The organism is Paraburkholderia sp. A1RI-2L, from assembly GCF_048957375.1.
Taxonomy (GTDB): Bacteria; Pseudomonadota; Gammaproteobacteria; order Burkholderiales; family Burkholderiaceae; genus Paraburkholderia.
Genome location: NZ_JARBTA010000002.1, coordinates 1,615,634 through 1,638,870 on the forward strand (window position 1 = coordinate 1,615,634; position 23,237 = coordinate 1,638,870).

At 65.3% G+C, this 23,237-nt stretch carries 21 protein-coding genes; 8 read left to right on the top strand and 13 right to left on the bottom strand.

Annotation, left to right across the window (positions count from 1 at the left end; genetic code table 11):
- Positions 1-175: 175 nt before the first annotated feature.
- Genes PWP93_RS22210 through PWP93_RS22220 form a run of 3 tightly spaced genes read left to right on the top strand, consistent with a single transcriptional unit; the run spans position 176 to position 4,982 of the window.
- Positions 176-3,040 (top strand): xanthine dehydrogenase family protein molybdopterin-binding subunit, encoded by a 2,865-nt coding sequence (locus tag PWP93_RS22210; protein WP_421045964.1) that lies wholly within the window; start codon positions 176-178, stop codon positions 3,038-3,040.
- Entirely contained in the window at positions 3,037-3,726 is a 690-nt protein-coding gene (locus PWP93_RS22215) for a (2Fe-2S)-binding protein (RefSeq protein WP_421045965.1), read from the top strand. The genes PWP93_RS22210 and PWP93_RS22215 overlap by 4 nt, the downstream gene beginning before the upstream one ends.
- Positions 3,723-4,982 (top strand): cytochrome c, encoded by a 1,260-nt coding sequence (locus PWP93_RS22220; RefSeq protein WP_421045966.1) that lies wholly within the window; start codon positions 3,723-3,725, stop codon positions 4,980-4,982. Before PWP93_RS22215 ends, PWP93_RS22220 begins: the two co-directional genes overlap by 4 nt.
- A gap of 79 nt (positions 4,983-5,061) precedes the next feature.
- On the opposite strand, the gene PWP93_RS22225 is transcribed toward PWP93_RS22220, so the two are convergent.
- Genes PWP93_RS22225 through PWP93_RS22240 form a run of 4 tightly spaced genes read right to left on the bottom strand, consistent with a single transcriptional unit; the run spans position 5,062 to position 9,344 of the window.
- Entirely contained in the window at positions 5,062-5,814 is a 753-nt protein-coding gene (locus tag PWP93_RS22225) for an aspartate/glutamate racemase family protein (RefSeq protein ID WP_421045967.1), read from the bottom strand.
- A gap of 28 nt (positions 5,815-5,842) precedes the next feature.
- Positions 5,843-7,258, bottom strand: coding sequence for a dihydropyrimidinase (gene hydA, locus PWP93_RS22230; RefSeq protein ID WP_421045968.1), 1,416 nt, complete (start codon positions 7,256-7,258; stop codon positions 5,843-5,845).
- Between the two features lie 20 nt (positions 7,259-7,278).
- Positions 7,279-8,007 carry a maleate cis-trans isomerase family protein gene (locus PWP93_RS22235; RefSeq protein ID WP_421025318.1) on the bottom strand — a complete coding sequence of 243 codons (729 nt, stop codon included), beginning with the start codon at positions 8,005-8,007 and terminating at the stop codon, positions 7,279-7,281.
- A 41-nt stretch (positions 8,008-8,048) separates the two neighbouring features.
- On the bottom strand, positions 8,049-9,344 hold the full coding sequence (locus PWP93_RS22240; RefSeq protein WP_421025319.1) for an MFS transporter: 1,296 nt from the start codon (positions 9,342-9,344) through the stop codon (positions 8,049-8,051).
- A gap of 234 nt (positions 9,345-9,578) precedes the next feature.
- Here PWP93_RS22240 and PWP93_RS22245 point away from each other — a divergent pair, with 234 nt between their 5' ends.
- On the top strand, positions 9,579-10,289 hold the full coding sequence (locus PWP93_RS22245) for a GntR family transcriptional regulator (RefSeq protein ID WP_421025320.1): 711 nt from the start codon (positions 9,579-9,581) through the stop codon (positions 10,287-10,289).
- Between the two features lie 7 nt (positions 10,290-10,296).
- Here the strand turns inward: PWP93_RS22245 and PWP93_RS22250 are convergent, their stop codons facing one another.
- On the bottom strand, positions 10,297-10,725 hold the full coding sequence (locus PWP93_RS22250; RefSeq protein ID WP_421045969.1) for a DUF3830 family protein: 429 nt from the start codon (positions 10,723-10,725) through the stop codon (positions 10,297-10,299).
- A 158-nt stretch (positions 10,726-10,883) separates the two neighbouring features.
- Here PWP93_RS22250 and PWP93_RS22255 point away from each other — a divergent pair, with 158 nt between their 5' ends.
- The gene (locus PWP93_RS22255; protein WP_421045970.1) at positions 10,884-11,588 is read left to right on the top strand and encodes an NnrU family protein; all 705 of its coding nucleotides are present in this window, start codon (positions 10,884-10,886) and stop codon (positions 11,586-11,588) included.
- Between the two features lie 71 nt (positions 11,589-11,659).
- Here the strand turns inward: PWP93_RS22255 and PWP93_RS22260 are convergent, their stop codons facing one another.
- The 4 genes from PWP93_RS22260 to PWP93_RS22275 are packed head-to-tail and all read right to left on the bottom strand — an operon-like array spanning position 11,660 to position 16,303.
- Positions 11,660-12,946, bottom strand: a complete 1,287-nt coding sequence (locus tag PWP93_RS22260; RefSeq protein WP_421045971.1) for a serine hydrolase domain-containing protein — start codon at positions 12,944-12,946, stop codon at positions 11,660-11,662.
- Positions 12,947-12,960: 14 nt separating this feature from the next.
- The gene (locus PWP93_RS22265) at positions 12,961-14,169 is read right to left on the bottom strand and encodes a serine hydrolase domain-containing protein (RefSeq protein WP_421045972.1); all 1,209 of its coding nucleotides are present in this window, start codon (positions 14,167-14,169) and stop codon (positions 12,961-12,963) included.
- A 51-nt stretch (positions 14,170-14,220) separates the two neighbouring features.
- On the bottom strand, positions 14,221-14,949 hold the full coding sequence (locus PWP93_RS22270) for a maleate cis-trans isomerase family protein (RefSeq protein WP_421045973.1): 729 nt from the start codon (positions 14,947-14,949) through the stop codon (positions 14,221-14,223).
- Between the two features lie 55 nt (positions 14,950-15,004).
- A complete protein-coding gene (locus tag PWP93_RS22275) occupies positions 15,005-16,303 on the bottom strand; it encodes an MFS transporter (RefSeq protein ID WP_421045974.1) in 1,299 nt (432 codons plus the stop codon).
- Positions 16,304-16,509: 206 nt separating this feature from the next.
- Between PWP93_RS22275 and PWP93_RS22280 the strand changes: the two genes are divergently transcribed.
- Positions 16,510-17,187 carry a GntR family transcriptional regulator gene (locus PWP93_RS22280; protein WP_421045975.1) on the top strand — a complete coding sequence of 226 codons (678 nt, stop codon included), beginning with the start codon at positions 16,510-16,512 and terminating at the stop codon, positions 17,185-17,187.
- Here PWP93_RS22280 and PWP93_RS22285 read toward each other — a convergent pair.
- The gene (locus tag PWP93_RS22285) at positions 17,168-17,422 is read right to left on the bottom strand and encodes a hypothetical protein (protein WP_421025327.1); all 255 of its coding nucleotides are present in this window, start codon (positions 17,420-17,422) and stop codon (positions 17,168-17,170) included. The two genes, PWP93_RS22280 and PWP93_RS22285, sit on opposite strands and share 20 nt — an antisense overlap.
- Before the next feature lie 198 nt (positions 17,423-17,620).
- Here PWP93_RS22285 and PWP93_RS22290 point away from each other — a divergent pair, with 198 nt between their 5' ends.
- Entirely contained in the window at positions 17,621-17,890 is a 270-nt protein-coding gene (locus PWP93_RS22290; RefSeq protein WP_421025328.1) for a MoaD/ThiS family protein, read from the top strand.
- A gap of 24 nt (positions 17,891-17,914) precedes the next feature.
- Positions 17,915-19,042, top strand: a complete 1,128-nt coding sequence (locus tag PWP93_RS22295; protein ID WP_421045976.1) for a WD40/YVTN/BNR-like repeat-containing protein — start codon at positions 17,915-17,917, stop codon at positions 19,040-19,042.
- 120 nt (positions 19,043-19,162) lie between these two features.
- Here PWP93_RS22295 and PWP93_RS22300 read toward each other — a convergent pair whose 3' ends face one another.
- The 3 genes from PWP93_RS22300 to PWP93_RS22310 form a co-directional block, all read right to left on the bottom strand.
- Positions 19,163-20,260: a branched-chain amino acid aminotransferase gene (locus tag PWP93_RS22300; protein ID WP_421045977.1), complete on the bottom strand. Its 1,098-nt coding sequence runs from the start codon at positions 20,258-20,260 to the stop codon at positions 19,163-19,165.
- 170 nt (positions 20,261-20,430) lie between these two features.
- Positions 20,431-21,711: an MFS transporter gene (locus tag PWP93_RS22305; protein WP_421045978.1), complete on the bottom strand. Its 1,281-nt coding sequence runs from the start codon at positions 21,709-21,711 to the stop codon at positions 20,431-20,433.
- A 17-nt stretch (positions 21,712-21,728) separates the two neighbouring features.
- Positions 21,729-23,195: a M20 family metallopeptidase gene (locus tag PWP93_RS22310; protein WP_421045979.1), complete on the bottom strand. Its 1,467-nt coding sequence runs from the start codon at positions 23,193-23,195 to the stop codon at positions 21,729-21,731.
- Positions 23,196-23,237: the final 42 nt, after the last annotated feature.

The following is a 23,237-nucleotide window of genomic DNA, read 5'->3' on the forward strand; positions in this document are numbered from 1 at the left end:
GGAAACGGCGCGCATCGCGTAAACCCTTATGGAACGGGCTTTATAAGCGCAATAATAAGTTCCGCATGTGACGATCGCTATGGGCTCGGGCGGGCGCCAATGCCAGAATGCGGGCCGCTCCGCAAGGCACAGACTGTCGCCTTCGCGAGTCGCGCACGCACCTGGAGGTCCCCTCATGAAAAACCACGGCCTGTCACGGCGGGGTTTTCTCAAAGCCAGCATGCTGGCGGGCGTGGCGGTATATGTGGCGCCTTTCGGCAGCCGCGCATTCGCTGCCCTTTTCGAAGAAAAACTCCTCACACCGGTCAAATGGGATGCCGCCAACGGCACGCCCAAGTTCCGCATCGACGGCATCGCCAAAGTCACGGGCTCGAAAATCTTCGCGCGCGATGTTCGCGCGTCGGACATGCCCCACTGGCCCCAGCAGCAGGCCCACGCGCTGATCCTGCGCGCGACCCGGGCCGATCGCCTTTACGAAGGCTTCGACCTGACGCTGCTCGGCGATGATCTCAAGCCTGACTGCATCGTCACTGCCGAGGACCTCGCGCGCGACGGCGTCGCGTTCCCGGCCTTCTATGGCGAGGACATGCTGCTGCCCGCGGGCAAGACGCCCGCCTATCTGGGCCACGCGGTTGCGATCCTCATCTATCACGATTTCGCGCGCTTCCGTTTCGCGAAGAACCTGCTCAAGTTCCGCGACGATGTGATCCGCTATGGCGCGGTGACTGGTCCGCTCGAACGCGATCCGTGGGGGACCTTCCGCTACGTGCGCGTGGGCGGCAAGACGCCCTATGACGACGACGTGTATTCGAGCCTCAAGGACGCGCCGATTTTCCCGAGCTCGATGCGCAAGCATCAGCCGGTGTGGCCGGACGCCAATGCGCACGGCAAGGTCGACGAGCAGGGCATGGCCTGGGCCGCCCAGATCGCCGACGAGCTCGATCACGCCTCCGCCGACTGGCTCGTGTTCGACCGCGAGTACAACACGCAGTCGATCGATACGGCCGCGCTCGAGCCTGACAACGCGAACGGCTGGTACGACGCCGCCACGCAGTCGCTGCACCTCGTGGTGCCGACGCAGTCGCCGCTCGAAGTCGCGCAGTCCGTCGCGGAAATGGCCGCGAAGAGCCGCTACCCGGTGAAGCAGCTGTTCCTGCATCCGTGCTACACGGTGGGCTATGGCTCGAAGGATCACTTCAACGTGCCGTACTACGGGCTCGTGGCCGCGCTCTATGGCGACGGCCGTCCGGTGCGCTTCGCGAACGACCGCTACGAGCAGTTCCAGACTTCCCTGAAACGCCACGCGTTCAAGATGCATTACCGCATCGCCGTGGACCGCAAGACGGGGCTGCTGCAATCGTTCAAGGGCGACTTCGAGGCCAACGGCGGCGGACGCTGCAACTTCTCGCCTTCGGTGGCGATGGTGGGCGCGACGGCCGCGCAATCGATCTACTACTTCCCGAAGAACGACTTCGCCTCGGTGGCGATCGCCTCGCGCGCGATCGACGCGGGCTCGGCGCGCGGCTACGGCACGCTGCAGAGCATGGCGGCGACCGAGATGGCCATCGACGAAATCGCTGCGCAGCTCGGCGTCGATCCGATCGATTTCCGTTTGAAGAATGCGCTGCGCTCGGGCATGAAGAACACCCAGGGCGCGATTCCCGCCGGCGCGATCCGCGTGGACGAGGTGCTGGAGCGCGCGAAGGTGCATCCGCTGTGGACGCAGCGCGCTAAGCGCAAGGCCGAATACGAGGCTGCGAACCCGGGCAAGCGCTATGGCGTGGGCTTCGCCTGCGTGCAGAAGGATTTTGGTACGGGATCCGAAGCATCGTTCGCAAAGGTCGAAATCGACGAGAATGGCGTCATCATGCTCCATCATACGGGCGCGGAGATCGGCACGGGCATGTCGACCACCCAGGCCGTGGCCGTGGCGAAGTGGCTCGGCAAGCCGGCGGCGGATATCCGCGTGGCCGTGACCGACTGGCCCGATCTGCCGATGGTCTCGAGCGGCGACCCCTACCTCATGAGCCAGGCCGATCAGGACCGCCTGAGCGCGAACCCGCGCTGGACGCCGAACATCGCGTCGCCGTCGAGCGCTACGAACTCGGCGTTCTACTTCACGCACAGCACGCGCGAAGCCGCGCGCGCGGTGTTCCGCTACGGCCTGTGGCCGGCGGCCATGTCGATCTGGACGCAAGGTCTGGGCGGCGGGCAGGCCGCGCCGCTCGTCGTGCGCATCGAGGATGCGCGCTGGGTGGACGGCAAGCTGACCGCGGCGGGCCTCGAGCCGCTGCCGCTCGAACGGCTCGCAAAGCAGGCGCATGCGATGGGCCTCGCGACCGGCGCGGTCGTGCACGTGTTCAATCGCTGGCAATGGGCCGAAGCCGAATTCGATGTGGGCGGCACGGTCGAGCGTCTGCCGATCGACGGTCTCTCGCTGCGCTATGCCCAGGCCGGCGCGGGCGAGAACGGCAAGCCCGCAACGTCGCTGACTCCGGCTGCGCACGCCGCGCTGCCTTCGACGGCGAACGGCTATCGCGTGCTGGACCGCAAGCGCGCGTTCATCCCGCCGATGAGCCGCAACAACGCGGCGGTGACCTATTACAGCGCGGTCGGCACGCTGGTCGAGCTGGCCGTGCATGAGGCCACCGGCAAGGTGGAACTGCTCACGCACCACTCGATCATGGAGTGCGGCAACCAGATCTCGCCGCAGCTCGTCTCGGGCCAGTTGCAGGGCGGTCTCGCAATGGGCATCGGCCATGCGCTGCACGAGTATCTGCCGCTCTATGAGGACGGTCCCGGCAACGGTACCTGGAACTTCAACCGTTACCACTTGCCGCGCGCCTCGGACGTCGCCGTCTGGACGCAAACCGGCGAGGTGCTGCCGGCACTCTCGGAAACCGATCCGCCCAAGGGCGTCGCCGAAGTGGTGATGATTCCCGTGGTGGGCGCGGTCGTGAACGGCGTCGCGCACGCCATCGGCCATCGCTTCACCGACTTGCCGGTGACCCCGCAAAAAATCCTGGAGGTGCTCGCATGACGCTCGCCCAATCCGCTGCATCCGCGGCCAGCGCCAGCGCCGCGATGGCTGCTTCACAGCCTGCCTCTCAGGCGGCAAGCCAACCCGCCGCACAACCGGCCCAACAGCCGGCCGCGCCCGTCGAGCGCCCGCTCGTGCAGTACAAGCCGAAAGCGCTCTCGCTCACCATCAACGGCAAGGCCGTCGGTCCGATGCAGGTGCCCGAGGGCATCATGATGATCGAGTTCCTGCACGAGTACGCGGGCCTGACCGGCTCGCGCCTCGGCTGCGGGCAGGGCGTATGCCACGCGTGCGTGGTGATCCTCGACAAGCCGGACGGTTCGAGCGAGGAAATGCGCACCTGCATCACCGGCGCGCACTTCTTCAACGGCCGCACGATCCGCACGGTCGAAGGCCACGCGAAGCGCAACGAGGCCGGCGAGGTGGTGGAGCTGTCGCCCATCCAGCAGAAGTTCCTCGATCACTTCAGCTTCCAGTGCGGCTACTGCACGCCGGGCTTCGTCAACGCGGCCACGGTGCTGCTCGAGCGCCTCAAGCGCGAGCCCATCAAGAAGGCCGATGTGGAAAGCACGATCATGGCCGCGCTCGACGGCCACATTTGCCGCTGCACGGGCTACGTGCGCTACTACGAAGCGGTCAAGGACGTGGTGATGAGCACGCCCGGTCTCGTGAAGGACGCGGCATGAAGCGCGCGTTCCTGAACCGCCTCGCGCACGGCGTGTTGCTCGCCGCCTGTGCGCTCACGCTCGCGGCCTGCGGCCGCGAAGAATCGTCCACTTCGGGCGCGGCGTTCACGCCCACGCCCGGGCAGGTCGCGCGTGGCCGCTACCTCGTGAAGGCCGCCGACTGCGCCGCGTGCCACACCGCCAAGGACGGCGCGCCGTTCGCGGGCGGCGCGGCGCTGGCCTCGCCGTACGGCACCTTCTACGGCTCGAACATCACGCCCGACAAGGATCACGGCATCGGCAAGTGGAGTGCCGACGACTTCTACGCCGCACTGCACGACGGCAACGCGCGCGGCAAGCGGCTCTATCCGTCGATGCCGTATACGTCGTACCGTCAGTTGTCGCGTGCCGACGCCGACGCGATGTACGCCTACCTGATGACCGTGAAGCCGGTCGCGGCAGACCCGCCGGCCAACGACCTGAAGTTCCCGTACAGCATGCGCTTCGGCATGGCGCTGTGGGACATGCTGTTCCTGAAAGACACGTTGCCCGACGCCTCCGCGGGGCAATCGGCCGATTGGCAGCGCGGCCGCTATCTCGCCAACGCGCTCGGTCACTGCGCCGAATGTCATACGCCGCGCGACTTGTTCGGCAGGCTCGTGGATGCGAAGCCGCTCTCGGGCGCAGCACTGGGCCGCGTGGTCGCGCCGGACATCACGCCTGCGGGTCTTGCTGGCCGCGGCTGGAACGGCGCCGACCTGCAGACGTTCTTCAGCGTCGGCATTGCGCCGCAAGGCTCGGCGTTCGGCGAGATGTATCCGGTCGTGCACCTGAGCACGCAGTACCTGAACAAGGACGATGCGCGCGCGCTGTCCGTCTATCTGCTCGGCGACACGCCGCCCGCACCGCAGCCGGTGAAGACCGTGGCCGCTGACGCCGCGCAGCTGGCGGCGGGCCGCTCGGTCTATGTGGCCGTGTGCGCGGGTTGTCACGGGCTGGCGGGCGAGGGCAAGCCGCACGTGGCGGTGCCGATGAACGGCAACTCGACGGTGCGTCAGGCCGATCCGCACAATCTGCTCGTGGCGATGCTCGACGGCATCGACACGCAGCACTTCGCGGGTCTCGAAAGCATGCAGGCGATGCCGGCGTTCGCGTCGACGCTGAGCGACGACGAGCTCTCGCAACTGTCGAACTACCTGCGCGCGACGTGGGGCGGGCAGAGTGCCAATGTGACCGCTGCTGATGTGAAGGCGCTGCGCGAGCCGTCGCCACATTAAGCGCGGTACAGGCGCTGCACGCGCCAGCCGAAAAAAAAAGCGGGCCTTGAAAATTTCGAGGCCCGCTTTTTTGTGCGCGTCAGTCCGTGTTCCTTGCGCTCAACAACCGCTCCAGCGGTTCAGGCAGGCCACGGTTCGGCTTGACCGGCGGCCGGGCGAAACTGCCCTTGGTCGCCTTTTTCGGGTTCAGGCGGATCAGGCCTTCAAGCTGGGTAATCGAGCTCGACACGCCATCGACCACCGGCACCGGCAGTTCGTGGCGGATCTCGCGCGCGAGCCCTGCGAGCGGCGCACCCGCGATGATGATGACATCGGCGCCGTCGTTCTCGACCACCTCGTTGCACAGCGCCTTCAGTCGCTGCGCGTAGTCCTCCTGGACGCTGCCGATATCGCGCAGCGGCTCCTCGAGCGAGCGGATGCTGGCGAGCCGGCTGCCCAGATGGCTGCGTTCAACCGTCTCGCGATACCACGCCTTGATGCGCGGCGAAATCGCGATGATCGAGAAGCGCTGCCCCAGCGTGGCGGCGGTCATCAGCGAGGCTTCGGTCAGCCCGACCACTGGCACGTCGAGCAGCTCCTTGATGCCCTGCAGGCCCGGGTCGCCGAATGCCGCGACCACGACGCCATCGTAAGTGCCCGCACGCTCGGCCGCCACGCACGAGGTCGCGTACGCGCCCACCAGCGACTCGAAGCGCGTCTCGATGTACGCGACGCCGAACGGCGCGGTCGCCACTTCGATCTCGGTGCCGGGCGAGGCGCTGCGTTGCGCCTCTGCCTCGATCAGCGACGAAACGCTCTCGGAAATATTGGGGTTGATCACGAGGATCTTCATGGCGAGCTCCAGGTTCAGAGGCCGAGATTCAGAGGTCTAGATACTGCGGCTTGCCGGCCGGGAGAAACTGGCCGCGGCCCGCTGCGGGCTCGAGATAGCGGCCGTCCTCGACCAGCAGTTCGCCGCGCGACAGACAGTGCTTCGGCCAGCCATGCACGGTGCGGCCTTCGTACGGCGTGTAGTCGACGTTGTGGTGCAGGGCGTCGTTCGCGATAGCGACTTGCTTGTTCGGGTCCCATAGCACGATGTCGGCGTCGGCGCCCACCGCGATGGTGCCCTTGCGCGGATACAGGCCGTACAGCTTCGCGGGATTCAGCGACGTCAGCTCGACGAACTTGTGCAGCGATAGCTTGCCGTGGCTCACGCCGTCGAACAGCAGCGCGAGCCGGGTCTCGATGCCAGGGATGCCGTTCGGAATGTGCTCGAACGAGACTTCTTCGCCGCCGGGCTTCTTGCCCTGGGGATCGTCGAACGAGAACGGTGCGTGGTCGGACGAGAACACGCTGAAAGTGCCGCGCTTCAGCGCGCCCCACACGGCCTTCTGGCTCGACGTGTCGCGCGGCGGCGGGCTGCAAACGCACTTTGCGCCGTGATAGCCGTCGTCATGGCCGAGGTCTTCGGCAGTCAGATACAGATACTGCGGGCAGGTCTCGGCGTAGATGTGGAGGCCGCGCCGCTGCGCCCATTCGATCTGCTCGATCGCATCCTGGCCCGACACGTGAACGATCAGGATCGGCACGTCGACGAGTTCGGAGAAGGCAATCGCGCGATGCGTCGCTTCGCGCTCGACGGCGGCGGGGCGCGAGAGCGCGTGATACTTCGGCGCGTGCTTGCCCGCTTCGGTCAGCTTGTCGGTCAGCCACGCTATGCAGTCCGAATTTTCGGCGTGAACCATGACCAGCGCCTGGTTGCGGCGCGCCACGTCCATCACTTCGAGGATCTCGCGGTCGCTGAGCTTGAGGTCGTCGTAGGTCATATAGATCTTGAACGACGTATAGCCGGCGGCGATCAGTTCCGGCAGCTCACGCTCCAGCACCTCGGGCGTGGGATCGGAGACGATCAGGTGGAACGCGTAGTCGGCGACCGCGCGGCCGTCGGCGCGGCGGTGATAGTCGGCAACCGCGGCCTTCAGCGATTGGCCCTTTTCCTGCGCGGCGAACGGGATCACCGTGGTGGTGCCGCCGCACACGGCGGCGCGCGTGCCGCTCAGGAAGTCGTCGGCCATTTTCAGCCCTTCGGGCATGGGCTGATCGAGATGGCAGTGCGCGTCGATGCCGCCCGGCAGCGCCAGCAGGCCGGTCGCGTCGATCTCGCGCGCGCCTGCGCCCAGCTCGCGGGCCAGCGCCACGACGACGCCGTTCTTCACGCCGATATCGCAGTTGAAACGCTCGGACGCGGTCACCACGTCGGCATTGCGGATGACGAGGTCGTATCCGGTTTTCATGGTTGATGTCATGGAATCCCTCACGCAACTTCGGTAAACAGGCGGCCCCAGCCCTCGAGCCGGGTCGTGTCGTAGCCCGCGAGCTTCAGCGACTTCCACACCACGGTGGAGATCGTGTCATAGAGCGGAATGCCGTGCTGCCGCTCCACTTCGTCGGCCAGATGCGCGGCGTGCAGATTGGTGCAGTAGGTGACGATCGCATCGGGGCCCTGGGCCGCGACTTCGCGAATCTGCGCGAGCAGGGTTTCTTGAGTGACTTCGGAGAACTGGAAATTCACCTTCAGCCCGAGATGGCTTTCGGACGAGCAGTCGATGCCGTTCTCGCGGTAATTGGCCACGATCTTCTGCTGGACTTCCTCGATATACGGGCTGACCAGGCCGAACTTGTTCACGCCGGTCTGCACCAGAATTTCGTTCAGCGCCAGAATCGAAGTGGTCGCGGGAACGCCGGTCGCTTCTTCGATTTCGCGGCACAGGCGGCGATCGCTCTCGAAGCCGAGCCAGCCCGACGAGGTGCCGTTCCATGCGATCACATCGACCTTGGCGTCGGCCAGCAGGCGCGCGGCCTGAATGATGTTGGTGGTGTCGAACTGACCGAGCGCCTGCTCGGACAGCGAAATCTCGGTCACGGTGAAGCGCGAGAAATGGGCGCTGACGCCGGGCAGTTGGGCCACCATCGCGCTTGTAATGGGTTCGAGCGCGGTGTTGGACGACGGGGTCAGCATGCCGAGCAGGACGCGTTTGCTCATGATGAAGTCTGCAATCAGTCAGTTACTAAATTAGGGAAAGCTCAAACAGGCAGCTTGCGTTCGTAGTCGATCAGGGTCGAGCAGACGAACAGGCCAGCGCCCGCGGCGGCGAAGAACATCAGGGCCAGGAAGTAGGAGCCGGTCGTCTGCACGATCAGGCCGACGATGATCGGCACGAGCACGCCGCCGATATTGCCGCCGAGATTCATGAAGCCGCCGAGAAAGCCGACCTTGTTGCGGGTGCCGAGGATCGAGGGCAGGCACCAGTACAGGCCGCACCAGCGCAGGAAAAACAGCGTGGAGGCGAGCAGCACCACCACCGTGACCGGATCGCGCACATAGGCGACCGAGAAGATCGACGCGGTGGCCAACACAGCGGCAATGCCGAACAGCGTGCGCATCACGCGATTGGGCGAGCCGCCCGCGGCCTTCCATTTGTCGGCGATCCAGCCGCCCACGAGTTCACCCACGAAGCCGCTGAAGAAGATCGCGAAGCTCGCGCCGCCCATCTGCTGGATGTTGAAGCCGTACGACTTGTTCAGATAGTTCGGCATCCAGGTGAGCAGGCCGTAGAACAGCGAATTGAAGCACATCCAGCCGAAGAACATGCCCCACACCGAGCGGTAGCGGAAAAAGTCGAGGCTGCGGCCGCTCGCATCGATCGGCTCTTCCGCATGCTCTTCCCGCAGCGCGGCTTCGAGATAGTCGGCTTCGGCCTCGTTCACGGCCGGATGCTCGCGCGGGTTGTTGCGAATGTAGTACCACGCGAACAGGCCGGCCAGCATGGTGCCCACACCGGCCACCACGAACGAGGTGCGCCACGAGCCGAACTCGCTGATCAAGCCGGAAATGATCACTGCGCCAAGCGCCGCGCCCAGCGGCGCGCCGCCGTCGAGCAGGGTCGCGCCGCGGCCGCGTTCGTGGCGCGTCATCCACATGGTGTTGAGCTTGCCGCCGGCCGGGTAGATCGGCGCTTCCGCCGCGCCCAGGCCCAGACGGGTGAGGATCAGCGCAGGGGCCGTCGTGCAGATGGCAGCGATGCCCTGGAAAAAGCCCCAGAACAGCGTGGCGAACGCGATCACGATGCGCGGCTTGAAACGGTCAGCGAGCATGCCGCCGGGAATCTGCATGAACGCGTAGGTCCAGAAGAACGAGCTGAGAATCAGCCCCTGCACGCCAGGGGCGATGTTGAATTCCTTGGCGATCAGCGGCATGGCGACGGACAGCGAGGCCCGGTCCACATAGTTGATCGAAATAAGCATCAACATGATCAGAAAGATTCGCCAGCGTACGCCGGTCTTCGCCTCGGCCTGGACGGCCGCATTTGCGGTTCGCATCGATGTCTCCTCCGTACGCCTGGTCACGGCCTTCGGGTTTCATGTGTGTGGCCGGACCGCTTCCGGCCCGGTGCGCTGCCTGCGCAAACGCAGTATATGATTTCTAATTATAAATTACAAGATGCGTAAATATTTGATTTTATGGTGTTTTAATTTTTGTGGATAGTCGACTGGTAGTGTAGGAAAATTAAGCAAAGACGGAAGACACACGCAAGCAAGCGAGACGCAAACAACATGGACACGAAGTCACTACCGGCGGACACACGCAAGCGCATCAGCCTGCGCGGCACGGGGATGTACGCGGCGATCGCGGAGCGGTTGCGCGAGATGATTCTGGAAGGGGAGTTGCCGCCCGGCGAACATATCGACGAGAAAGCGCTGTGCGAGCAGTTCGACATCTCCAGAACGCCGTTGCGCGAAGCGCTCAAGACCCTCGTGACCGAGGGGCACGTGACGCACCGGCAGCACATGGGCTTTCAGGTCGCGCCGATCAACAAGGACGAGATCGCCGCGATATTCGAAGTCCTGCACGGGCTGGAGGAGATCGCTGGACGGCTCGCCGCGCAGCGCATCGACGACAAGCAGATGAAGGTGCTGCTGGAGCGCCATCACGCGATGGAAGCGTTTCACCGCGAAGGCAAACGCACGGCTTACTATCGCGCCAACCAGAAAGTGCACCAGCAGATCGTCGATGTCGCGAGCAATCCAGTGCTATCCGATTTGTACGCTTCGCTGATGAGCAAGATTCACCGCGCGCGCGGCGCGGCCAACGCCGATGTGTTCCGCTGGGCCGAATCGCTCGGCGAACACGGCGCGATCCTGGAAGCGCTCGGCAAGCGTGACGGCGCGAGCCTCGCGCGGCTGCTGCGCGAGCATTCCGAGCACACGGCAGCGGAAGTCATGAAAGTGCTGCAGCCCGCGGGCGAGACGGGCCGGCGCCGGTAATCGTCAGTCATTGGTCGTTCGCGTCGGCAAGCGTAAGCTCGATATCCTGCGCACCTTCCCACAGCACGAGTTTGCCGAACGCCTCGAGATGCTCGTGGCCTTCGAGCAGGGTAAAGAAGTGGTTGCCGGCAAGCTGCCCCATCTTGCTCGCAAAGCTCGAACTGCCATAGACGAACAGGAATTCGGTTTCGCTGAAGCCGCCGGGGTACAGCAGAATATCGCCGCGCGATGCGTGGCTGGTGTGGTTCTCGAACGTGAGGCCGGTATCGAAGTCGCCCAGCGGGATCCACACGGCTTCGCCGCTCCAGCGCGAATGGATGACCTTGTTCCTGAGTGGCAGCAATTGGAGGAAGCGCTCGCAGGTGCGCGGCGCGTGTTCTTCTTCCAGCCGGCCGACGAAGCGGTACGGGCCGGCGTTCACGATGATCTTTTTCATGTTGTCCTCGAAAGTTGGGAGTAGTCTTCGATACGCCACGCGAGGGCGCTAATCTTGCCGGGTCTGCGCACGCGCATACGTTCGCGTACGTTCGTATGCGCGTGCATCGAACCCTGACGAATTGCTGACGATATGACCTGACCTGAGGAGCCACGCTCATGCCAAGCCCTGACGGAAGCATCACCGCAGTCGTGGCGGCGGCCGCCGCCTTCGTGGGCAGCCACTTCATCCTGTCCCATCCATTGCGCAAGCCATTGGTGGGCGCGCTCGGCGAGACCGTGTTCCAGGGCATCTACTCGCTGGTCTCGTTCGCGACGCTCGGCTGGATGATCGTGGCCTACCGGCGCGCGCCGCTGACCGAGCCGCTCTGGGCGGTCGGCAACGGCCTCTGGGCCGTGGTGACGGTGCTGATGCTGAGCGCCTCGATCCTGCTGATGGGCTCGCTGGTCCGCAATCCCGCGCTGCCCACGGGCGGCCGGCCCGGCGCGTTTCCCGAGGCGGCGCGCGGCGTCTACGCGGTCACGCGGCATCCGATGATGTGGGCGTTCGCCCTCTGGGGGCTGTGTCATATCGCGGTGTATCCGGTCGGGAAGAACATCGTGGTTGCAGTGGCGATGATCGTGCTCGCGCTCGTGGGTTCCGCCTTGCAGGACCGCAAGAAGGAGCGCCTGCAGCCCGAGCAATGGCCCGCCTGGGAAGCGAAAACGAGCTACTTGCCGTTCGCGGCCATCGTGGCGGGCCGTGCGCGGCTGGGCGGCTTCGGCATGCACGCGCTGGCGGGCGGCCTCGTCGTCTGGCTCGTCGCTACCTGGGCCCATAGGCCGATTGCCGGCATGGCTGCGGGCATCTGGCGCTGGTTCTAGCACTCGCGCCAGCGCTAGCGCGAGTTCCAGCGTGGCCGCGCGAGCGCGTCGCGCGGCGGTGCGTCAGCAACTTATAGCTTCGGCTTGTCGGTCGGGTCCATCGACGTGCCCGGAATGCCTTGCGTGCGCGCGCTCACCTCGATCTCTTGCGCGAGCGCCGCGCGTCGCGCGTCGCTGGGCTTCGCGTGCTGCGTATTGTCGAGCGCCGGCACGATATAGCCGCTTACCATCTGCCGGAACATTTGCACGTTCTTCGCGTCGCGCAGGCCGCCCTCGATCGGCAGCATGCTCGTCATCACGATCACCGTATTGCGCTTGGGCAGCACCGTGATGAATTGCCCCTTGAAGCCCATCGCGTCATATTCGGGCTCGTTCTGCACGATGTTGTTGACCCACCAGTAGTAGCCGAAGTAACGCGACACCGCCGGCGTCGTCATCTGCGCGATCCACTGCTGCGGCACCACCTGGCGGCCCTGCCAGCGGCCGTGATCGAGCACGAGCATGCCGATCTTCGCCATGTCCACCGCGCGCAGCCGCAAGCCCCATCCTGCCGAGACCAGCTCCTTCTGGTCGGCGCGTTCCCACGCCGCGTGCTGCATGCCGAGCGGCTCGAACAGGTGCGCCTGGGCATACCGTTCGACCGGCTCGCGCGCCGCTGCGCTCAACATGGCCGAAGTCAGGATCGGATTGATGTCCGTGTATTCGAACGCCGTTCCGGGCGCGGCCTTCGGACTCGTTGTGGCCGCAAGCTTCAGGCGGTCGGGCGCCGTGTAGTAGATGGGATCGTCCTTGGGGCGGAAGTCGTAGTGCAGGCCGCTCGACATCGACAGCACATGGCGCAGCTCGATGTCGCGCTTGTCTGCGAAATCCGCGCGCAAGTCGGGACGCCATGCGCTCAGCTTGTCGCCCACCGAATCGTTCAGGCCGATCTTGCCCTCGTCGATCAGGATGCCCGCGACCAGCGACGTCACCGACTTGGTCACGGAATACAGTTCGTAGTTGGCGTTGCGCGACGCGCCCGCGCCATAGCGCTCGAAAATCAGCTTGCCGTCTTTCACCACGAGCAGGCTGTAGACGTCGAGCTTCTGATCGCGAATCCATTGCGAGAGCCGCACGAGTTCGCTCGAATCGACGCCCACGTCCTCGGGCATCGCGGCTTCGATGCCGGTTTCGTGGAGCGGGGCGCTCGTGGTGCTTGTGGCACTCGCTTGCTGTGCGCTAGCCGCGAACGGCACGAGCGCGCTTACGCCGAACACGAGCGGCGCCATGCGCGCGAGCAGCGCGCACAGGACCGGCGATGCGCGCCGCGAGCGGGGCGGCGAAAACACGGGGAGCGGCGGGACCGGCAGGGTTGTCATCGTCGCGGTTTCCTTCAGGTTTCAGGGGCGTCGTTGAATGCGGCGGCCGTGCCAGGAATCCCCTGGGTCCGGCGGCTCTTTTCGAGTTCCTCGTGCAGCGCCTGGGTTTTCGCGGCGGTCTGCGCCGGTTTGCTCGCGGGCGAGAGCGCGGGAAGAATGTAGTCGTTGACCATGCGCCGATACTGCTGGAGGTAAGTCGCGTCGCGCAGCCCGCCTTCGGTCGGCAGCAGGCTCGTCATCACGACCACCGCGTGCTGCGCGGGTAGCACCGTGATGAATTGCCCCTTGAAGCCCATCGCGCCGTATTCTGGCTGGCCCTTCTCGACCACGTGCTGAATCCAGCAGTAATAGCCGTAGTCGGCGGCAGCGGGCGAGGGCGTCGCCATCTGCTTGATCCATGCGGCGGGCACGATCTGCTTGCCGCGCCAGCGTCCGCCGTCGAGCAGCAGCATGCCGATCTTGGCCATGTCCACTGCGCGCAGGCGCAGTCCCCAGCCGCCGGAAACCGCGCCGGTTTTGTCCGCGCCGCTCCAGCGGTAATGCGACATGCCGAGCGGCCCGAACAGCTTCTCGCGCGCGAACTGGTCCTCGGGCGCTTGCGCGGCGATCGAGACGGCCGTGCCGGTGAGCACGGGATTCACGTCGATATAGTCGAAGCGCGTTCCGGGCAGCGCATCGGTGGCGTGGCTCGTGACCGCGACGCGCAGCCGGTCGGGCGCTTCGTAGTAGAGCGGGTCCGTGCCTTCGCGGGTCTGATAGCTGAGGCCGCTCGACATCGACATCAGGTGGCGCAGCTCGATGTTCTGCTTGTCGGCGAGTTCGCCCGCGAGGTCGGGCCGCGCCTGCGCGATCATGGGCGCGACTTTCGTCGAGGGGTTGAGCTTGCCTTCGCCCACCAGGATACCGGTGAGCAGCGCGGTAATCGTCTTCGTGACCGAGTACAGCTCGTAGTTGTTCTCGCGCGTGAGGCCGTCGCCATAGCGCTCGAACACGATCTTGCCGTCCTTCACGACCACGAGGCTGCGCACGTCCATCTTGTCGTTGCGCAGCCATTGCGACATGCGCACGAGCGGCGCCGAATCGACGCCGACTGATTCCGGCACGACGGCAGGCATGTCCGGCGATGCCGCACTGGCGGCGCCGGCAGCATGCACAGCGTGCGCCGCCGAGCCGGCGACGATCGCTGCAGCGGCCATTCTGCACAACGTATGAGGCACTCTCATCGATTGCTCCTTGTTCGTTTTGCTGGATAACGCAGCGCGTTTGCCCGGTCCTTAAACGACTTCGCTGAACAACCGCCCCCAACCCTTGACCTGGCGGGTGTCATAGCAAGCGATCTGAAGCGACTTCCAGACCACCGTGGAGATCGTGTCGTAGACGGGAATGCCGGTCTCTTCCTCTAGTGCCCGCACGAGATGCGCGGCCTTGAGATTCGTGCAGAACGTCGTGATCGCGCGCGGCTTGGCCGCCGCCACCGCGAGCACCATCTCGCGGATCTGGTCGGCCGTGACCTCGGAAAACGAAAAATTGACCTTCAGGCCCAGGTGCTGCTCGGCGATGCAGTTCAGGCCTTCGCTGCGGTAGTTGGCGACGATCTTTTCCTGCACCTCTTCGAGGTAGGGCGTGACGAGGCCGAAATCTTCGGCGCCGGTCTTGCGGAGGATCTCGTTGAGCGCGAGCACGGAGGTCGTGGCGGGGATGCCGGTGGCCTCGGTGATGCGGCGGCACAGGCGCTCGTCGGCTTCGAAGCCGAGCCAGCCCGAGGACGTGCCGTTCCAGCCGATCACATCGACTTTGGCGTCGGCGAGCAATTCGGCGGCTTGCAGGATTTTCGTGTCGTCGAACTGGCCGAGTGCCTGGTCCGAGAGTGAAATCTCCGTCACGGGAAAGCGTGCGAAGTGTGCGGAGACATCGGGCAGGCCCCCGACCATCGCGCTCGTGAGCGGCTCGAGCGCGGTATTGGACGACGGCGTGAGCATGCCGATAAGAGTGCGCTTGTTCATGTCGATATCTAAAGATGAATGGCTGAATAAATGAAGCGGCATGCAGCGGATCGCGTCAGACCGGAATCTTCTTTTCGTAGTCGATCACGCTCGAGCACACCAGCAAGCCGACACCGGCCGCCGCGAAGAACATCAGCGCGAGGAAGTACGAGTGCGTGAGCTGCACGATCGCGCCGACGATGATCGGCACCGAAATGCCGCCGATATTGCCGCCGAGATTCATGAAGCCGCCGAGGAAGCCGATCTTGCTGCGCGTGCCGAGCGAAGACGGGATGCACCAGTAAAGACCGCACCAGCGCAGGAAGAACAGCGTGGTCGAGAGCAGCGCGACCACCGCGACCGCATTGGTCACGTAGGCAACCGAAAAGATCGACACGGTGGCGATCACCGCCGCGACGCCGAACAGCGTGCGCATCACGACATTCGGACGGCCGCCCGCCGCTTTCCACTTGTCGGCGATCCAGCCGCCAATCAGCTCGCCGATGAAGCCGCTGAAAAAGATGATGAAGCTCGAACCGCCCATCTGCTTGATGTCGAAGCCGTGCACCATGTGCAGATAGTTTGGCATCCAGGTCAGGAGTCCGTAGAAAACCGTATTGAAGCACATCCAGCCGAAGAACATGCCCCACACCGAGCGGTATTTGAAGAAGTCGCTCGTGCGGCCCGAGAGCGAGGACGGTTCGAGCGCCGCGTCTTGTGCGTGCGATTCCTCGATATAGGCGGCTTCCAGTTCGTTCACGCCCGGATGTTCGCGCGGCGTGTTGCGCACATAGAACCACGCGAGGATGCCGGCGAGCACGGTGCCGATGCCCGCGACCGCGAAGGCCAGACGCCACGAGCCGAGCATGGCGATGAGCCCGGTGATCAGGATCGCGCCGAGCGCCGCGCCAAGCGGCGCGCCGCCGTCGAGCAGGGTGGCGCCGCGGCCGCGTTCGGTCTGCGTCATCCAGATGGCGTTGAGCTTGCCGCCCGCGGGCATGATCGGCGCTTCGGATGCGCCAAGGCCCAGACGCGTGAGCAGCAGGGCCGGGGCGTTCGTGCAGAGCGCGGCGATGGCCTGGAAGAAGCCCCAGAAGACCGTGGCGCAGGCGATCACGATGCGCGGCTTGAAACGGTCGGCCAGCATGCCGCCTGGAATCTGCATGAACGCATAGGTCCAGAAAAACGAGCTGAGGATGAGGCCCTCCATGGCCGGTCCGACGTCGAACTCCTTCGAGATCAGCGGCATGGCAACCGACAGCGACGCGCGGTCGATGTAGTTGATCGAAATGAGGCTCAGCATGACCAGAAAAATCTTCCAGCGCACGCTGGACTTGTGGACCGCCATGGCGGCCACACCGGATGTTGTTGACATGAACAGCTCCTGGGAGAGGCGGATGTTTTCATGGCGTCGCGCAACGTCCGACAGAGTATAGGATTAAGAATCTATAATTACAAATACACTAACATATTGATTTATATAAAATTGCTAAGAAATTCAGGGTATGTACCAGGGTCATGTTAAGCTCTTGCCATGAATAGTCAGTCGAATAGCCCCCCCTGTTGTTGCGCACCCGCGGCATGGCTGCGGAGGTCGCTGCGCGCTTGCGCGTCATGATCGATGAAGGCGAGATGCCGCCGGGCGCGCGCATCGACGAAAAGGAAATGTGCCAGGCATTCGACGTGTCGAAAACGCCCTTGCGCGAGGCGCTCAAGGTGCTGGTGTCGGAATGGCGCGTGACGCACCGGCAGTACATCGGCTACCGCGTGGCGGCGATCGACCTCGAGGACCTTGCCAGCACCTTCGAGATGCTGCACGGGCTCGAAGCGATGGCGGGGGCGTTGTTGCAGCAGCGCATGAGCATCACCCAGGTGGCAGCCATCGGCGCGAAGCACCGGCGCATGGTGGAGTGCCACCATGCGGGCAAGCGACTGGAGTATTTCCGGCTGAATCAGCAGGTGCATCAGATGATCGTGGATGCGGCCGGGAATCCGGTGCTTTCGAATATCTACGCGACGCTGATGTCGAAAGTGCATCGCGCGCGTGGCGCGGCGAATACCGACGTATTGCGCTGGTCCGAATCGATGGATGAGCACGACGCGATTCTGGCTGCGCTTGAAGATCCTGCGCACGCTGATTTACCGCGGATTTTGCGCGAGCATTCGGAGAATACGGCGAGCGAGGTGCTCGCGGTGTTGAATCGGGCGCGCGCCAGTGCGCCTGCTGCGCGGGATGAAGTCATCGCCTCATGCGCTTGAGCACGAGCAGGCATAGCGCCGGCACGTGAACGATGCCCATGCCGCATGCGATCACGGCCCACGGCGGCGCAGCCGGGCCAGTCAGCATCGCGCTGACTACACCGAACCCCAAACCCACGAGCAGCAGCGATGCATGCGCGATGAGCCGCTTCGGCCCTCGGGGCGTGACGCGAGGAAGGCTCACGTGGACAAAGACGACGATCAATAGAGCGAGTGTGGCGACCAGCGGGGCCATGGGGGTCCTGGGTTTGGGGCGTTTCTTGAGCTTGCGGTGATGAACCGTTCGTGAGTGCGTACATCATGTGTGATTGTGCCAGGTTTGGCGGCGGGCGCGTACGCGCATGCTTCACGGGTTGCCTGCATGGACTCGCCCGGCAAATCGCCTAAACTACAAAACCGGCGGCGACGGACTTTCCCGCGCCGCCGGTCCGCCATGGCCCATATATTCTTCGCTGCCTCGATTCAGCGGCACGTCGCGACGCCCGAGCGTGAGATCGACGCGCGCACGCTGGGCGAAGCGTTCGCGGCCGTTTTCGCCGCGCAGCCGAGGCTGCGCGGTTACATTCTCGACGATCAAGGCGCACTGCGGCGGCATCTGTCCGTGTTCGTGGATGGCCACCCCGTGCGCGACCGGCAACATCTTTCCGACACCTTGAGCGAGGCAAGCCGCGTCTACGTCGTTCAAGCGTTGTCGGGCGGGTAGCTATCCGCCCAGGAGACATTCCACATGAGCGATCGATTATTTGTCGCCACGCGCAAGGGTCTATTCATACTGCAACACGATGGCGCGGGCGGCTGGACGTACGGCGCGCCGCATTTCGCGGGCGAGCCGGTGAGCATGATGCTACCGGACTCGCGCGATGGGACGCTTTACGCCGCGCTCAATCTCGGTCATTTCGGCGTGAAGCTGCACCGGCTGCGCGCGGGCATGACCGAATGGGAAGAATGCGCGGTCCCGGTCTACCCGCCGCAGCCGCCCGAGGAGACGCGCGCGAGCAACGGCGCGAGCGACGCAGAGCCCCGCCCGCCATCGCCACCCTGGACGCTGCAGCAAATCTGGTCGCTAGAGACGGGGGGCCCGGACGAGCGGGGCGTGCTGTGGGCCGGCACGATTCCCGGAGGACTGTTCCGCTCCGGCGACGGCGGCGACAGCTGGGAACTCAACCGCGCGCTGTGGGACCGTCCGGAGCGTCCCGAATGGTTCGGCGGCGGCTACGACGCGCCGGGCATCCATTCCGTGATGGTCGATCCGCGCGACAGCCGTCACGTGACAATCGGCATCTCGTGTGGCGGCGTCTGGCAGACCGTCGATGGCGGCGCGAACTGGCAACTGAGTTCCGAGGGCATGGAAGCCGACTACATGCCGCCCGAGCGGCGCGGCGAAGCCAATGTGCAGGACCCGCACCGCGTCGTGCAATGTGCCGCGAACCCCGATGTGCTGTGGACTCAGCATCACTGCGCGATCTTCCGCTCGACCGATGGCGCCGAGCACTGGCAGCGCATCGAAGCGCAGCCGTCGAGCTTTGGCTTCGCGGTGGCCGTGCATCCGCGCGAGCCCGACACTGCATGGTTCGTGCCGGCCGTGAAGGACGCCTGCCGGATCCCGGTCGACGGCAAGTTCGTGGTCACGCGCACGCGCGATGGTGGCCGCACGTTCGAGCGTTTCTCCAACGGTTTGCCGCCCGCGCCGGCCTATGACCTCGTGTATCGGCACGGCCTCGTCGTGGACGACTCGGGCACGCGTCTCGCGATGGGGTCCACCACCGGCGCACTCTGGACTTCCAGCGATAGTGGCGAAAACTGGCACCAGGTTTCCGCGCATTTTCCGCCGATTTATTGCGTGCGGTTTGGGTGAGGACACCTGATCAAAATCCTGATGCGATGGCCGTAATGGACATGCGTGTGATGCAGTTGCGTGCTTGATCGAGCAGGGGCGTTCGGCAATTCGGTGTGCGCGAGCGCCCCCGAAAAGGGATTACCCCTTCACGTTCCACACCCAGCCCGCCGGATCCGCGACCTTGCCGCGCTGAATCCCCGTAAGCAGCGTGCGCAGCTTGCGCGTGACTTCGCCTTCGCCGCCGTCCCCGATCGAGAACTCGCCGCCCGCATGGCGCACCGTGCCGATCGCCGTGACGACCGCCGCCGTGCCGCACGCGAACGTTTCCTTGACGCGGCCCGATGCGGCGCCGTCGCGCCAGTCATCGAACGAAATGGGCGTTTCGTTGACGGTCAGACCTTCCTTGCGTGCCAGTTCGATGATCGACGCGCGCGTGATGCCCGGCAGGATCGTGCCGGAAAGCGGCGGCGTGACGAGCGAGCCGTCGTCGAGCACGAAGAATACGTTCATGCCGCCGAGTTCTTCGATCCAGCGATGCTGCGCGGCATCGAGGAAGACCACCTGATCGCAGCCATGCGCCGACGCCTCGGTTTGCGCGATCAAGCTAGCCGCATAGTTGCCGCCGCACTTGGCTGCGCCGGTGCCGCCCGGCGCCGCGCGCGTGTACTGGTCCGAAACCCAGACCGTGACCGCCGCTTTGCCCGACTTGAAATAGGGGCCGACCGGACAGGCGATCACGCAGAAGATGTATTCGCTGGCGGCGCGCACGCCGAGGAAGCTCTCGTTGGCGAACATGAAGGGGCGCAGGTAGAGGCTGCCGTCGCCGCCCGGCACCCAGGCGCGGTCGATGTCGACAAGCGCCTCGACGGCGCGCAGGAACAGCTCTTCGGGCAAGTCGGCCATCGACATGCGCGCGGCCGAGTTGCGGAAGCGCTTGGCGTTTTCCTGCGGGCGGAACAGCGAAATCTGGCCATTTTCGCCGCGATATGCCTTCATGCCTTCGAAAATTTCCTGTGCATAGTGCAGCACCGCGCAGGCCGGGTCGATCTGGAACGGGCGGCGCGCTTCCACCTTGGCGTCGTGCCAGCCAATGCCTTCCGTCCAGCGGATCGTGACCATGTGATCCGTGAAAACGCGTCCGAACACCGGATTGGTCAGCCGGGCGGCGATTTCATCGGCCGGCGTGGGATTCGGGTGCCGTTCCACGGCGATTTCAAGGGGACGGGGGGTGTTCATTTGCGTCGTCTCTCGCGGTTATTGATCGAAAAAGCCCAGGCCGATGTTCTACCAGATATCGCGGGGTTCGGCGAATATTCGGCGGTCCGGCGTCTGGGTTTCCCGCAATTATCGCAGTTCGAGCGATGCCGGCTCCGCGGGGCCGGCACCGTAAGCGCCCTCGAGCGCTTTTAAGCTGCCGCCTGCGGCGAGACCGGGGCCGCGACGCTCACCCGGCTCACGTAGGCCAGCGCGGCGAGGCTGATCATGGCGGTGACGATCAGCCAGTAGCCCGGCGCGCTCTTGTCGCCCGTCGCGCTGAGCATCCATGTGACGATGGCCGGCGTAAAGCCGCCGAACACGGTGACGCCGATGTTGTAGCCGATCGACATGCCCGTCGCACGCGTCGCGGCCGGGAAGATCTCGGCCATGAGCGCGGGCAGCGCGCCGAAATAGATCGATTTCAAAAGCGCGAGCCATGCGATCAGCACGAACAGCGGCAGCGCGCTCGAATGGCTCGTCGCCCACGCAAAGCCGGGGTACGCGCTGACGAGTAACAGCACCGCCACGCAGGTCATTTGCGTGCGGCGGCCGATGCGGTCCGACAAATGCCCCGCGAACGGCGTGACGACTGTGAGAATCACGCCGCCCACCATGGTCGCCGCGAAACCGGTCGCCGCCGGCAGATGGAGCTGGCGGATCGCGAAGGTCGGAATGTACTGGAGCAGGTAGTTGACTGCCGTGGAGACGGTCAGCAGGCCGATGGCCGTGAGCAGGAGGCGCTTTTGCCGGGCCAGCACGTCGCGCACGGGTGTCTCGGTGCGCTCGGCGCGCTTGAAGTCCTCGGCGTCGTCGATGTAGCTGCGCAGATAGAGACCCACCGGACCAATCAGCAATCCGAAGAAAAACGGCAGGCGCCAGCCCCATGCCGCGAGATCGGCGGGCGTCAGGATGCGAGCGAGCCCAAAGCCGAACGAGGCCGCGAGCAGCGTCGCGAGGCCCTGAGTCGCGAACTGCCAGCTCGCGAAGAAGCCGCGCCGATGCGGGGCGTGCTCGATCAGCATGGCGGTGGACGCGCCGAACTCGCCGCCCGCCGAAAAGCCCTGGATGAGCCGCGCGGCGAACACCGCGAGCGGCGCGGCTACGCCGATCGCCGCGTAGTCGGGAATCAGCGCGATGATCGCCGTGCCCACCATCATGAGGACCACCGAGAGCATCATCGCCGCCTTGCGTCCGCGCCGGTCGGCATAGGCGCCCAGCACCGCGCCGCCGATCGGCCGCACGAGATATGACGCGCCGAAGGTGCCGAACGTGAGCAGCATCGAAACGGTTTCGTTAACGGCCGGAAAGAAGTGCTTGCCGATGTACACTGCGAAAAACCCGTAAATGGCAATGTCGAACCATTCGAGCGCGTTGCCGGCGGAGGTGGCGATGACAAGCCTGACGAGGCTCACGGGTTTCCTGGCGGACATGTTGGCGGGCCTTTTTCTCAGAGCAGGGCGCCGGAGGATTGCGGCGCTTGCGGTTTCGTTTTTGCTTGCGGACTTGTTGCGGTTGTACCGGCGGCGAGGCGCGCGGCGTCGTCGCCGAGGTCCCACCAGAGTCCTGCCATCACGGCGAGCGCTTCGCGCGCGACCGAGCCGAGCAGATGCTCGTTCGGCGCGTGCTGCGCGCAAGCGGGATACGAGTGCGGGACCCAGAGCGTCGGCAGGCCGAGCGTGTACGCGAATACGTCGTTGGGCACGGTGCCGCCGAGGTTCGGCAGCAGCGCGGGCTTCTTGCCCGTGGATGCGCGCAGCGATTCGAGCGCCCAGCGCACCCAGGCGTCGTCGGGGTCGAGGCGCGTGGCCGCCGAAGTCTGCGTGACGCGCACTTGCACGTCGCTGAAGCCGAGCCGCGCAAAATGCGCTTCGAGGTGTTCGCCCGCGCGCGCGGCGTCCGTGCCGACCACGAAGCGCAGCTGGCAGGTCGCTTTGGCTGTGGGCGGAATTGCGTTGACGGGCGCGTCGGGATTGCCGGACTTGAACGCGAGCACTTCGAGCGTGTTCCAGGCGATCACGCGCTCGGTGGGCGTGAGGCCGGGCTCGCCCCAGTCCGGGTCGATCGCGGGGGCGTCTTCGTCGCCGCCGAGCACGATGTCGGCGAGTGCCTCGCGCACGCTCGCCGGAATCGGCGGCGGGCGCAGGCCGTCCACGGCGATGGCGCCGCGCTTGTCGACGAGGCTCGCGATCGCGTGCACGAGCACGATGGCCGGATTGCGCAGCGCGCCGCCCCAGTTGCCCGAGTGATGCGCGCCTTTGCGCAGGTCGACGAGCAGCTCGAAAGTCACGCCGCCGCGCGAGCCGAGGAACAGCGTGGGCCGCTCGGCCAGCACGCGCGGGCCGTCCGAGGCGATGAACACGTCCGCCGCGAGGGAGTCCCGGTGCGCGGCGCAAACGTCGTCGAGGCCCGGCGAGCCGATTTCCTCGCCGGTTTCGAAGATCAGCTTCACGTTGTAGCCGAGCTTGCCGCCGCGTGCGCCGAGCACGGCGGCGAGCGCCGCGAAGTTCACGGAGTGCTGCCCCTTGTTGTCGGCGGTGCCGCGTCCGTACCAGCGGTCGCCTTCCACGGTGATCGTCCATGGCGCGAGGCCTTCGCGCCACTGTTCGTCGTAGCCGCGCACGACGTCGCCGTGGCCGTAGGTCAGCACGGTCGGCAAGGCAGGGTCTTCGATGCGTTCCGCGATCAGCATCGGCGCGCGCGCGGCTGCCGGATTTTCGACGATGCGGCTCGTGAAGCCGAGCGGGGCGAGTGCGGGCGTGACCTCTTCGGTGAGATAGGCGCGCACGGCGGCGGCCTGCGCGGGATTCTGGCTTTCCGTGCGAAAACCGATACGGCGCTGGAGATCGGCGAGAAACGCGCCGCTGTCATAGGTGCGCAGCGCGCGGTCGATGGCGATTTGTCGGGATTCGGTCAAAGGGGCCCCTCTCTGGCGCTCGCGCGGGAAACTGCAATAAAT